At 60.3% G+C, this 12254-nt stretch carries 10 protein-coding genes and 1 riboswitch; of the genes, 5 read left to right on the top strand and 5 right to left on the bottom strand.

Translation table 11 applies throughout. The annotated features are described in order from the left end of the window. The first annotated feature begins 61 nt into the window (after positions 1-61). Complete coding sequence (locus ODQ19_RS19880; RefSeq protein ID WP_044273192.1) at positions 62-301, top strand: DNA-binding protein; 240 nt, start codon at positions 62-64, stop codon at positions 299-301. Between the two features lie 35 nt (positions 302-336). Here the strand turns inward: ODQ19_RS19880 and ODQ19_RS19875 are convergent, their stop codons facing one another. Together ODQ19_RS19875 and ODQ19_RS19870 are read right to left on the bottom strand one after the other, a co-directional pair. Then, positions 337-783 carry a GNAT family N-acetyltransferase gene (locus tag ODQ19_RS19875; RefSeq protein WP_330211025.1) on the bottom strand — a complete coding sequence of 149 codons (447 nt, stop codon included), beginning with the start codon at positions 781-783 and terminating at the stop codon, positions 337-339. After that, entirely contained in the window at positions 784-1533 is a 750-nt protein-coding gene (locus ODQ19_RS19870; protein WP_330211024.1) for a carbon-nitrogen hydrolase family protein, read from the bottom strand. A 965-nt stretch (positions 1534-2498) separates the two neighbouring features. On the opposite strand from ODQ19_RS19870, the gene ODQ19_RS19865 reads away from it, so the two are divergent. The 4 genes from ODQ19_RS19865 to ODQ19_RS19850 all read left to right on the top strand — a co-directional run bounded on the left by ODQ19_RS19865 (position 2499) and on the right by ODQ19_RS19850 (position 7132). Continuing rightward, positions 2499-3578: a 3-deoxy-7-phosphoheptulonate synthase gene (locus tag ODQ19_RS19865; protein WP_330211023.1), complete on the top strand. Its 1080-nt coding sequence runs from the start codon at positions 2499-2501 to the stop codon at positions 3576-3578. Positions 3579-3639: 61 nt separating this feature from the next. Beyond that, positions 3640-3845, top strand: a riboswitch (cobalamin riboswitch). A gap of 91 nt (positions 3846-3936) precedes the next feature. After that, complete coding sequence (locus ODQ19_RS19860; RefSeq protein ID WP_330211022.1) at positions 3937-5859, top strand: TonB-dependent receptor plug domain-containing protein; 1923 nt, start codon at positions 3937-3939, stop codon at positions 5857-5859. Then, positions 5859-6218, top strand: a complete 360-nt coding sequence (locus ODQ19_RS19855; protein WP_330211021.1) for a (2Fe-2S) ferredoxin domain-containing protein — start codon at positions 5859-5861, stop codon at positions 6216-6218. Before ODQ19_RS19860 ends, ODQ19_RS19855 begins: the two co-directional genes overlap by 1 nt. After that, positions 6215-7132, top strand: coding sequence for an ABC transporter substrate-binding protein (locus tag ODQ19_RS19850; protein ID WP_330211020.1), 918 nt, complete (start codon positions 6215-6217; stop codon positions 7130-7132). Before ODQ19_RS19855 ends, ODQ19_RS19850 begins: the two co-directional genes overlap by 4 nt. 133 nt (positions 7133-7265) lie before the next feature. On the opposite strand, the gene ODQ19_RS19845 is transcribed toward ODQ19_RS19850, so the two are convergent. The 3 genes from ODQ19_RS19845 to ODQ19_RS19835 form a co-directional block, all read right to left on the bottom strand. After that, positions 7266-7688, bottom strand: coding sequence for a chemotaxis protein CheY (locus ODQ19_RS19845; RefSeq protein WP_330211019.1), 423 nt, complete (start codon positions 7686-7688; stop codon positions 7266-7268). Between the two features lie 134 nt (positions 7689-7822). Beyond that, positions 7823-11395 carry a transporter substrate-binding domain-containing protein gene (locus tag ODQ19_RS19840; RefSeq protein WP_442962770.1) on the bottom strand — a complete coding sequence of 1191 codons (3573 nt, stop codon included), beginning with the start codon at positions 11393-11395 and terminating at the stop codon, positions 7823-7825. A 48-nt stretch (positions 11396-11443) separates the two neighbouring features. After that, a complete protein-coding gene (locus ODQ19_RS19835) occupies positions 11444-12070 on the bottom strand; it encodes a response regulator transcription factor (protein ID WP_034127079.1) in 627 nt (208 codons plus the stop codon). Positions 12071-12254: the final 184 nt, after the last annotated feature.

Raw genomic sequence — 12254 nt, 5'->3', positions numbered from 1 at the left:
GGCACACCCTAAGAGGTGTCACACCATCACTTCGTTAAACAAACTTGAACGGTTTTGAACTATGCCCGGAATCCGTACTGCCGCACAAGCCAAGGCCTGGCTGGAACATCAAGGAAAGTCAGTTCAAGCGTTCGCCCGTGAGCATGGCGTAGACCCGGCAACCACCTATCAAGTGCTCGCCGGGCGAAAAAAAGGACGACGTGGAGAAGCCCATAAAGTGGCGGTACTTCTGGGCATGAAAGAGGGCGTTATCGTGGATGAGCCTGAAGCTCAATCCCACGATGAACAAAGCACTAGCTGACAGCAGTATGCGCTTATTTATAGGACGCGCCTGTTTTAGTCCGATGTGAGTGCGCGACACTCACGCTCCATCCGCCAGAAGCCATCCTCTTCACCGACAATGCTCAACCCCAGGCGCTGATACAGCCTTCTTGCGGGGTTGGTCTTGAACACCGTCAAACGCAGAAAGCCCAGGCCCTCGGCGTGTGCCTTGAGCGCCATTTGCTCCAGCACCCAACTGCCCGCGCCCTGCTTGCGGCAGCACGCCAGCAGGTGCAACTCGCGGATATACAGGGCCTTGCCGTCGCGGCTCAGGCTGATAAAGCCCATGACGCCATCATCGTTGCAGATCAGCCAGTTCTCGCGGCCAGCCCAGGCCACGTCGAAGCCGTCGTTGGACCACAACAAGCCGTTCTGACGGTAGTAAGGGCTCATGGCCTCATGGGTAAGGGTGCGGGCAAACGGCAGGTCTTGCTCAGTGGCCCGACGCAAATGAAACCTCATTCAGAGGGCTACCACTTGGCCAGCCCACTGCCCGCCATCGCGACGGGCGATCACCAGCGCGTCGCCGACACCGGGGGCGGCAACAAGCAAGTTGCCATCGGCGGTCCAGATCGCACTGCGACCGGCACAAGCCCAGCCTCCGGACGGGCCACCATGGTTAGCCATCAGTACCAACAGGCCATGTTCGGCCGCATAGCCTTCAAGCAAAGCACTGTCCGCCGCGTAACCTGCGTCGCTGATCAGTACGCCGGCGGCATACACCGTGGCGCCCGCTGCCGCCGCTTGACGTGGATGGCTGGCCTGGGAAAAGTCCGCGCACACCGCCAACGCGATGCGGTCCTCTGCCAATTCCAGGGGCTCACCGCCCTGCCCCGCGGCAAATGCCAGCTCTTCGCCGGGGTGCAGATGCTGCTTGGTGTAGACGCCTGCTGAACCGTCCGCCCCAAGCACCAGCGCGCCGATCAGCACACCTGCTTGTGACGCCAAGCGCACCGGCATGCCGACCACGGCCGTCAACTGCAGCTCCCGCGCCACCTCACGCAACGGCGTCAACACGGCATCTTGCGGGTCGATGGCCAGGTCGGCCGCCAGGAACGGCTCGTAGCCCGTCAGTGACAGTTCTGGAAACACCAGGCATTGCACGCCCTGTTCAGCCGCGGCCCGCATCAACGCCAGGTGCCGCTGGATATTGGCAGCGACATCGCCCGGGATGGAAACGGTTTGCGCCGCAGCAAGGGTCAAGGCAGTCATGGTCGCGTCCTGGCAATCATTGTTTGAGAGCCGTCAGCATATCCACACTTGGCCCATAGCGGCATAGGTATCTACACAACGCTGTAACGGTGGACGGTAACCACGATACGAAGCGAGTCGCTGTTGATCTGCTTTTGATCTTAGGCGCCCCGTTAAACCACGCTGGCCGGAATTCGACAGTGAGCCGCTGTCAGAGCGGAACCCTAAGTAGCCGTTACCGCAGGAATGGATATGTACTCGGTATAGCTGTGTCGGCTGGAAGGCCGTCATCGCAGGCAAGCCAGCTCCCACATTTGGATCCTGGGTGTCAGGTAGAGATGCGTCGCCTGTCAGTCCGTCACGGGAGCAAGCTCCCTCGCCACAGGTCCAGCGTCGCAGCAAAGTTGTGTAGATACCTATGCCCATAGCGGTAAGGACTGCCACACGATAGAAATTACTGATTGAATCCACCCGCACGCCTCTAGTAAGCTCCCCCCATCATTTGGAGAGCCCCATGTTGCCACTCACCCACACTCAGGTTTGCCCTGCTGCCAGCGCCTTGCGCTCGGTGTCGGCTACCCGTGTGAACGGTTCGAGCGCACTGGCCGGCTTTTATTTTGGGTATTGGTTTAGCCACTGGCGCGCCTGATACCTGAAATCGGCGCCCACTACTCAAGGGGTCGCCTACCAGAGAAATCTAAACCCCCGGTCGGCTCCCCGACCGGGGGTTTTGTTTTTTCAGCGCCTGACAACTTGTTTTTCACGCTTACTTAAAGGAATCACACCATGAACTACGCCACCTATTACCGCTACGACACTTGCACTGCATGGCGATTTAGCCAGCTCCGTTCGGGACAGCCTGCCGCCTCCGACCGGTCACCCCGTGGTGGCAAGCCAACACACGTAGCCGATACGGCCAATTGTCGAACACCCCAGTAGGCCAAGCGTGCGGGAATCGCCCGCCGCTTGCCCAGGAAGCCTTGAATATGAACTCCTCCGTCGCCGCTTTGCCCATCTCTGCCCTCAACAGCGCCAATGAAGCCCTGACCCAGCGTTTGCCCAGCGCTCTGGAACTCAAGCACCAACTCCCGCTCAGCCCGTTCCTCAACGAACAAGTCCACGCCCATCGGCAAGCCGTGCGCGCCATCCTCAATGGCGAAGATTCACGCTTGCTGGTAATTGTCGGCCCGTGCTCGATCCACGACCCGGAATCGGCCATGGAATATGCGCGCAACCTGAAGAAACTCGCGCTTGAAGTCAGTGACCAGATGCTGCTGGTGATCCGTGCCTACGTCGAGAAACCGCGCACCACTGTGGGTTGGAAAGGCCTGGCCTACGATCCGCACCTGGACGGCAGCGATGACATGGCCGCCGGCCTGACCCTGTCCCGCGAACTGATGCGTGAAATGCTGCGCCTGGGCCTGCCGGTCGCCACCGAGTTGCTGCAACCCATGGCCGCCGGCTACTTCGATGACCTGCTCACTTGGGTCGCCATCGGCGCACGCACTACCGAATCGCAGATTCACCGCGAAATGGCCAGCGGTCTGGGCATGCCCGTGGGCTTCAAGAACGGCACCGACGGTGGCGTCGCCATTGCCTGCGATGCGATGCGCTCAGCCTCTCACCCGCATCGCCATTTCGGCGTCGACAGCCAGGGCCACCCGGCGATCATCCAGACGCCCGGCAACCCCGACACCCACCTGGTGCTGCGTGGCGGCCACCGTGGGCCCAACTACGATGCGCAAAGCGTGGCCGACGTAAAGCATGACCTGGCCAAGTCCAAGGTGGCGGCACGGATCATGGTCGATTGCAGCCATGCCAACAGCGGCAAGAACCCGCTGCGCCAACCGGCGGTATTCAATGACGTGCTGGAGCAGCGCTTGCAAGGTGATACCTCGCTGGTCGGCATGATGCTTGAGAGTCACCTGTTCGAAGGCTGCCAGCCACTGAGCGCGTCGATGAAATACGGCGTTTCGGTGACCGATGGTTGCCTGGGTTGGGACGGGACCGAGCAGTTGTTACGCAGTGCCGCTGAGCAGTTGCGGGAACACGGAAAAGCCGACTGATCGGTGAAAAACATACATCTGGGAGAGGCGGGAAAGTTGACGAGCACTCGTGCGAGTGTTCAGATGCCAGCCTGTTTCAGGTGCCCCCTGCCGCCGTGCTTGGGGTGAAACGGGAAACCGGTACGCTCATGTTGAGCAAGTCCGGTGCTGCCCCCGCAACGGTATATGCGTGATCCCTTCGACACACCACTGTGGCCCTCGCGCCATGGGAAGGTGAAGGTATCCATACGCATGAGCCCGGAGACCGGCCTGGAATTTCTGTTTGGCAAACTCCTGCGGTGGGCGGGCATGGGCCGGTATTGGCGTGTGCTCGATGCCTTCTCTTGCGTGCTTCTGCGAAGATACTTTCGAGAAGACTATGATCCGACATTCATTCACTCCCTTGATCAGTTGCCTGTTCAGCCCGTTGCTGCTGGCCGACAACACTCCCCTGGTGCTCGACCCGCAAGTCGTCTCGGCGCCCTCAGTGGAGTCCGGCACTGTTGCGGCCATGGCCCAGTACGGCAGCAACGTCAACGTGGTCAGCCGCGAACAGATTGAGCGGGCCGGCCCTTCAGCCGACGTGTCGCGGGTGATGCAAATGTTCATTCCCGGGCTGTATGTGGCGCCGAAGAACGGTCCGTTCGACTATGGCACCTATTCCCTGCTCGGCGGGCGCAACGATGACACCCTGATCCTGCTCGATGGCGTGCGCTTGAACAACCGCCTGTACGGTGGCCTGTACCTCGACACCCTGCCGGCCAATGCCATTGAACGCATCGAAGTGCTCAAGGGCGGCCAGAGCCTGCTGTTCGGTACCCAGGCGGTATCGGGCGTGATCAACATCGTGACCCGCAGCCCACAGACGCGGGCGGCTGCCGGCGAAGTGAATATGGGCCTCGACACCTTCGGCGGCACCACGGGTGACGCACGGGTCGAGAAGATTTTCAGCAACGGCTGGGGCGACCTGGGCGTGTTGGCCTACGTCAGCCGCAATGCGTCCGAGGGCTACCAGCCGTTTCGCAATCGCGATATGAAAAATGTCACGGACAAGAAACGCTCTTACGAAGTCACTACCTTCGGTACCAAGGCCGTTCAATCTTTTGGCGATGATTCGCGCCTGGAACTGTTCTACCAATACGCCGACGCCAACCTGGATTTCGCCCGTCCGGTAGCCTCCCACAAAACTACCAACGACCGTGTACAGCAAATCGCCACAGCCACGTTCGAGCAGAGCCTCGACGAACGCCTGAGTTATTTCGTCAAGGGCCACATCAACGATTGGGATACCCGCTATACCCGCATCAACAACCTAGACGGTGGTGGTACCCAGGTCATCAATCATAACGACTACTGGGGCTTCACCGACTGGGGCGTGCAAGCCGAAGGCAAAGCCGAGTTGCCGGGCGGCCATGTAGTGATCGTCGGCAGCGACAACCAATGGTTCAAGGGCCAGGACGATGTGCTGGTGATCGACGACAACAAAGCCCAGGCCCACGCGCTGTATAGCCAACTGCGCCCGCAGATCGACGCCCTGCCCGACTGGCACCCCAGCCTCGGCGTACGCCACGAGGCCATGAGCGGCGGTGACAGTGCCACCGTCGGTATGCTCACCTCCCTCTATAACCTCAACGATCACTGGGCCTTGCGCGGCCAATACGGCACCGCCTACAAGCTGCCCAATGCCGAACAGCTGTTCGTCAACGAAGCGGACGAACAGGGCAACCGCCACCTCAAGCCGGAGAAAAGCCGCAACGCCGAGCTGGGCCTTGATTACACAGGGCAACTTGCAGAACGCAATTTCAGCGCCAGCGTCACCTTGTTTAAACGCAAGATCACCGACCTGATCACTCTGGACGATGTGCAGTGGGTCAATGGTCAGGGCCAGATCCAAATGCGCGGTTTCGAGGCCGACGCCAGGTTGGCGCTCAACGACCAATGGAGCGTGCAGGCCGACATGACCCGCAACCTGACCGAATCCCGCGCCGGGGTCACCCTTAACGATATCCCCAGTTTTTTCGCCCGCTCACGCATCGGTTTTGAATCGCAAAACCGACTATGGGGGGCAGGCGCGGCCCTGCGTTATATCCGCGACGTCGTCAGCGCCAAGCAGGTCGAGTACGGTCATTATTCGGTGGTGGACGCCGACGCCTATCGCTATCTGGACAGTGCCCACCGGCATCGTTTGAGCCTGCTGGTGGAAAACCTCTTCGACCGCGACTACGTCACCAGTCGCGCCAACAACGTCGACAACTTGGGCCGACCGCTCACCGCAGAGGTGCGTTACAGGTATCGCTTCTGATGGCTGACATCACGCCAATCGACGGGGTCGACACCCACCCCGACTGGTCGCGAATTCCTGACCACAGCCACCATGTGTTCCTGTGCACCGGCCCGCGCTGCACCCAGCGCGGCGCCTTGCAACTGTGGAAAACCCTGCGCCGCCGGCTGCTGGAGCTGCAACGCATCGAAGTGCCCGACGGCGTGCTGCTGACCCGCACCCATTGTCAGTTCCCCTGCAACCTCGGGCCGGTGCTCACGGTTTACCCGCAGCGCTGCTGGTACGGCGTGCACAGCAAGGCGGATGCGATACGCCTGGTGGATGTACACCTGGTAGGCGGTGAAGTGGTTGACGATCTACTGCTCAAGGAGCGCGCATGAAAACGTGGGGCTTATGCTTGATTGCCCTGCTCTACGCAACTCCGGTGCGGGCAGACAATTACACCAATTGCGCCCAGGCCTGGACACTGCCACACGCGCCACCCTCGCGCATCGTCGCCCTCAATCAACACGCGGCCGACCTCTTGCTGGCGCTGGATGCCAAGCCTTCAATGGTGGGCGTGGCCTATCTGGACGACAGCGACAACGCGCATCGACAGGGCCGGTATTTCGAAGTGCCGGTGATTGCCGCCCAATACCCCTCCAGCGAAGTGCTGTATGCACAGCGTCCCGACTTGGTGGTGGGCGGGTTCGCCAGCGCGTTCGGCAAGGGCGTGAGCTCACGCACTGGCCTGGCCGATAACGGCGTGGCGTCCTACCTGCTGGAGTCCGCGTGCGCCGGGCACAACCTGGATTACTTCGAGCACATCCGCCAGGACCTGCTCACCCTTGGCGCCCTGCTGCACAAATCGCAACACGCCCAGGCCCTGAGCGACGCACTGGACGCCGACCTGCAACGTGCCCAGGCATTGGCTGACAACGCCCGCCCTGTGTCCGTGTTTTACCTGGACAGTGAGGTCAACGGCCTCGCCAGTGAAGGCCAACGGGGTTTTGTCACAGCGCTGCTGGCCGCATCGGGTGCCCGCAATGTGCTGGCTGACATCCCCCTTTCACGAGTGACCGTGAACAGTGAAACCTTGCTGATGATGGACCCTGACATCATTTTATTGGCCGACGCCCTGTGGTCCCCCAGCAGCCGCAAGCGCCAATTGCTGACCACCGACCCGGTGCTATCCACGTTGCGAGCGGTGCGTGAGAACCGGATGATCGATATTCCGTTTACCCATTTAGTCCCTGGCGTCGGCAGCGGCAAGGTGGCGATTGAACTGGCCCGCAAACTTAATGGCATACAGTAACCCCTTGAGGCGCCCTCTTGTAGGAGCGAGCTTGCTCGCGAAAAACGTCAACGATAACGCGCGCTTCCTGAATAAACGCGGCGCCTGCGAGTTTTTCGCGAGCAAGCTCGCTCCTACAAGCAATGGCTGTGGACTAGGCCCGGGCCACCGGCATGCGGGACAGCTCCCGCAGCCACGGCAACACCCGCAGGCCGTGAGCAGTCTCGCAGGGGTCGACGATGTCCATGAAGTGTTCGAGGTTGACGTGGTCCGGCACGCCCGGCAATCGCACTCGCACGGCCGGCGTTACGCCGCAAGGGGCGCCCAGGTCCAGATGCTCGTAGGCCAGCACATGACGCACTTGGGGCTGAGGCTCATGGGCATGGTCCATCAGCCCCGCATTGATTATGAGCACGTCGAAGGGTTCGGCAGGAATGGCGGTGAGAATCCGCACCTCTTCGAATGTTTGCACCGGCACGATCCGGTAATAACCCAACTGGTTGAGCATTTTCTCGATGTACAAGCGTTGCAGATGCTGTTCATCGGCAATCAGGATGGTCAGTGCTTTGTTCGGCATGGCAAACCCCTGGGCAGGCAGTGCTCGGCAGTGAGCGTCGTCCATTCTCCAGACATATGCCGACGACAAAATCAGGCATGTTCCCGGTTCGCGTAAGAGTTTTCCCAAATTTCCCGAATGGCGATCAACCACAGTCAGGGCTGATTGCAATAAGCGCTCAAGCCACGATGCAAAACATCGATCGCTTCACCCACGCCCTCGGCCGCTGCCGCCAATGCTTGACGGTCGCGCTGTTCACACGCTGCCTCCAACGCTTCACACCCCCGGATCAATGGGTCTGCCTTGACCATCCGCGCGCCGCCCTTGGCACGGTGCGCAAGGTCGTGCAGCTTGGCAAAGTCGGCCTGGCTTGCCAGACGTGGCAGCAGGGCACGGTCCGCCTCCAGGCTTTCAAGCAACGGCGCCAACAATTCGACAAGCGCAGCGTGATCATCGCCGGTCAGCGCGACCAGTGTGCTCAAGTCGAACGTCGTCACCGGCTGCGGGCCCGCGTCGGCCAAACGCGAGGCCAGCGCCGACCGCAAGTCGTCAAGCCCGGTTGGCTTGAACAGGCACCCATCCATGCCCGCCTGCCGGCAGCGCTCAGCTTCCTCCGGCTGGGCGTTGGCGGTGAACCCCAGCAACAGGCAGGGCTCAAGACCCTGTTCACGCTCTTGCGCGCGAATGTCCTGTGCCAGCTGATAGCCATTCTTGAAGGGCATGTTGCAATCGGTAATGACGCCATCGAACTGCCCCGCTCGCCACTGCTCCAGCCCTTGGACACCGTCTTCGGCAGTGACGATACGGTGGCCCAGAAAGCTCAACTGTCGAGCCAGCAGCAAGCGGTTGGCCGGGTAGTCGTCCACCACCAGAATGTTCAGCGCACGGCCCTCAGGCGCCGCCTCTTGCACAGGCTCAATCGGGGCCGGCAGCGTGGCGCTGATGGCCAGGGCCAACGTCACGTCCACCCGAGTGCCGTGCCCCAGCACGCTACTCAAGTGCAATTGGCCGCCCATCATTTCGCACAGGCTGCGGCTGATCACCAACCCCAGCCCAGACCCGCTGCGTGCCGACTGCTGATTGTTGCTGCCCTGGATAAACACGCTGAACAACCGCTGCTGGTCGGCGACGCTGATTCCAATGCCAGTGTCTTGCACCCATAACTGCACGGCCAAGCGATCGTCCTCGACCACCGCCTGCGCGACCAGGCTGACCTGCCCATGGGGAGTGAACTTGATGGCATTGCTCAGCAGGTTCGACACCACTTGCTTGAATCGCAGCGGGTCGACCAGCACCGCCTGGTCAATCAACGGGTCCAGCTCAACCTGCAGCGCCAGCCCCTTGGCTCGGGCCAGCCCCTCGAACACGCGCGCGACCGACGCCAACAACTCATGCAGGTTGGCGGGCTCCAGGGTCAGCGACAAGTGCCCGGACTCGATCCGTGCGATATCGAGAATATCGCCGATCAACTCCAGCATCCCCCGCGAAGCCACCGAGGCCACCTCCAGGGCGTCGCGGTCGACCCGCCCCTGTTCGGCATTTTTCAACGCCAGCTCAATCATGCCGATCACGGCGTTCATGGGCGTGCGAATCTCGTGGCTCATGGTCGCCAGGAAGGTCGTCTTGGCGCGATTGGCGGCGTCGGCATCGTCCTTGGCTTCCTGTAGCTGGCCGAGCAACCGGTGCCGCTCGCTCACGTCGACCCAACCGGCAATCATGCCCACCACCTTGTCGTCGCCGTCACGGTACGGCAGCATCCACTGGTAAATGGTCAGCACATCGCCATTGGGCACCTTGAGTATTCGATCATGAATCTGCGGTTCGCCCCCAGCCATCAAGCGCAGGTAATCCTCATGAAATGACTGGGCCTGTGGCGGGTTTTCGACGTCGGTTTCCACCACCGTCCTGCCGATCACGTCTTCAAGCTTGTAGCCAAACACGTCAAGGTAGGCGTTATTGCAGGCCATCAGCCGCCCTTGGCGATCACGCACGTAAATCGGGTGCGGCGTGCCGTCAATCAATACGCTCATGAACCGCATCTGATCGCTCAGCGCCCGCTCGGCTTGCAGGCGCTTACGAATCAGGCTGCGCAGGTAAATGGCCCAGCCCAGCGTGACGGCCAACAACAGCGCCGCCAACCCAAAGCCCTGAAGAATCACGTTGCGATAGCGCAACCAGTAACTGTCCTCGATGATGACCTCGCTGCGCCATTGGCCAATCAACTCGTCCATTTCCTGCGGGGTGATACTCAGCAGTGCCTTGTCGAGGATCGAATACAACTCCAATTGACTGCGGTTGACCCCAAAGGTCACGCGTGCAGGCTCAGTGCCGACCGTACTGGTGACACGCAAGCGGTCGCGGTAATACCGGTTGATCAGATAACGTGCGCTGATCAATGAGTTGACCGCGCCATCGGCGTCACCCTTGGCCACCAGCGCCATGGCTTGCTGGGGGGTCTCCACGTCGACAAACATCACGCCTGGAAAATTCTGCGCTATCTCATCGTGCAGCCCATTGCCAACCACCATGGCCAGGCGTTTGCCGACCATGTCCTCCAGCGTGAGCAGGCTGTGCGGACTGTCGCGGGTAACCAGCACAAAGGGGTTGGTCAAGTAGGGCCGGGTAAAGCGCACTTTTTCAGCCCGCTCCACGCTAGGCGTGACGACCGCCAGCATGTCCGCCGTGCCCGCGCTGACAATGTTGATCTGGCGCGGCAACGAACTGCCTGGCACCACATCGAACTTCAAGCCGGTGCGCAAACTGATGCGCGACAGCACCTCGGCACTCAGCCCCTCAAATTGGCCTTGATCGCCGATAAACGATAAGGGAAGGAAATCATTGAGCACCGCGACCCTGACCCGTGGATTTTTCTGCACCCAGCGTTGTTCACTGGCGCTCAAATGCAGCCGGTCAACGCCGATTATGCCCAGGTTACCCCCACTCCAGCGGCGTAGGATTTCCATCTGCTCGCTGGCGGGAATCGCCCCCAGCGCAGCATTGAGAATGGGCAGTAAACGCGTATTTTCCCGGGTGACGGCAAACGCAAACGGATTGACTTCCAGGCCGGAAAAATCCGCCATGCGCACATTGTTGAGGTGGTTGCGATTGATCAGGTAGTTGCTACTGATGGCATCCCCCAGGTAAACGTCGGCACGACCAAACGCCACGGCACCAATGGCTTCGAAGGTCGAGGCAAACAGTTCCAACTGAGCCTGGGGGTAAAACGCCCGTACGGCGTCCGGCTGCATATAGTGATACAGCATCGCCACGCGCTTGCCGGCCAGCTCGTCATTTAACCCCAGGCTGTCACCGCTGCGGGTTACCAGGGTCGGTTGATCGTTGGCATAAGAGCGAGACAACAGCAGTTGCGGGTCGGCCGCTTCATAGCCATTGGCGGAACCGAGGAAATCCACCGCCCCCTGTTTCAGGGCCTCGATCACTTCGTCGCGGGTGTCGTAACGCCGAACCTCGATGGAGATATGCAGGGCCTGGCCGGCCAATGCGGCAAAATCGGCCGTGATACCTTCGAGTTCGTCATTGTTATTGGTCAAGTCAAAAGGTGCGTAATCGGGCGCCGAAACACCCATCAGCAATGAGCGCCGCTCACGCAGCCAACGCCAATCGGCCTCGTCCAGCGCCACGTGCGGGATTTCGATATGAGAGTGCCCCAACAGCCGTAAAACGTGAGGCTTTTCAAGGGCCACCGCGATCAGGGGTAACAGGCTCATCCAAAGGATCGTGGCGAACCTCATTAACGCGGTGGTGATCATTTCAGTTCAGATCAGATGGTTGCGCTGGGCAAACTTGGATAAGTGCACTACCGAGGACATACGCAACTTCTCCTTGAGCCGAGTCTTGTAGGTACTGATGGTCTTGTGGCTCAACAGCATCTGCTCGGCGATTTCCTTGTTGCCCAGCCCCAGGGCCAACATTTGCAACACGGTGAGTTCACGGTCAGACAAGCACTCGATCATCTGCCGTTCCGTTTCTTGCAGATCGTCGCGACGCACCGAACTGGTCGGCAAACTGGGGAAGCAACTGTAGCCCGACATGATGGCTTTGATAGCCTTTTGCAGCTCATCCAGTTCACCGGTCTTGGCGACGAAGCCCATGGCGCCGGAACGCATGCAGCGGGTAGAAAAAAACACCGCCAGGTAGGAGGTCAGCACCAGAATCTTGCATGGCAAGCCCAACGCCTTGATGCGGCTGATGACCTCCAACCCGCCTAATTTAGGCATCGCCAGGTCAAGGATAATCAGCTCGGGACGTTGCTCCCTCGCCAACTGCATGGCATCCGCGCCATCCCCTGCCTGAAAAATCTCATCAAACCCCTCCAATTGCAGGAGATGTTTGACCGTCGCCCGGATAAACGGATGGTCATCCACAATTAATGCTTTGCTCATAAAACTTCCCTATGCGGACAAAATACCCTTACACATCACACCGCACCGGGGTACCTGTGAGAACTGACAGTTCCGACAAGCGGCACTGCCCTTTCAGGACGGTAACGAGGCGGTGTCTGGCCCCTTCAATTAACTCAGCATAACCACGGACGCCGAACCTCAATGGCCCAACAGCCGCAAGTGC

Origin of the sequence: Pseudomonas sp. AM4(2022), from assembly GCF_036346515.1 — a bacterium.
GTDB lineage: Bacteria > Pseudomonadota > Gammaproteobacteria > Pseudomonadales > Pseudomonadaceae > Aquipseudomonas > Aquipseudomonas paracarnis.
This window is presented reverse-complemented; position numbering and strand designations above follow the sequence as displayed.

Excerpts from the sequence above, each read along its gene's own strand:
- ODQ19_RS19880 (WP_044273192.1), top strand. The coding sequence starts at position 62 with ATGCCCGGAATCCGTACTGCCGCACAAGCCAAGGCCTGGCTGGAACAT.
- ODQ19_RS19875 (WP_330211025.1), bottom strand. The coding sequence starts at position 783 with ATGAGGTTTCATTTGCGTCGGGCCACTGAGCAAGACCTGCCGTTTGCC.
- ODQ19_RS19870 (WP_330211024.1), bottom strand. The coding sequence starts at position 1,533 with ATGACTGCCTTGACCCTTGCTGCGGCGCAAACCGTTTCCATCCCGGGC.
- ODQ19_RS19865 (WP_330211023.1), top strand. The coding sequence starts at position 2,499 with ATGAACTCCTCCGTCGCCGCTTTGCCCATCTCTGCCCTCAACAGCGCC.
- ODQ19_RS19860 (WP_330211022.1), top strand. The coding sequence starts at position 3,937 with ATGATCCGACATTCATTCACTCCCTTGATCAGTTGCCTGTTCAGCCCG.
- ODQ19_RS19855 (WP_330211021.1), top strand. The coding sequence starts at position 5,859 with ATGGCTGACATCACGCCAATCGACGGGGTCGACACCCACCCCGACTGG.
- ODQ19_RS19850 (WP_330211020.1), top strand. The coding sequence starts at position 6,215 with ATGAAAACGTGGGGCTTATGCTTGATTGCCCTGCTCTACGCAACTCCG.
- ODQ19_RS19845 (WP_330211019.1), bottom strand. The coding sequence starts at position 7,688 with ATGCCGAACAAAGCACTGACCATCCTGATTGCCGATGAACAGCATCTG.
- ODQ19_RS19840 (WP_442962770.1), bottom strand. The coding sequence starts at position 11,395 with ATGAGCCTGTTACCCCTGATCGCGGTGGCCCTTGAAAAGCCTCACGTT.
- ODQ19_RS19835 (WP_034127079.1), bottom strand. The coding sequence starts at position 12,070 with ATGAGCAAAGCATTAATTGTGGATGACCATCCGTTTATCCGGGCGACG.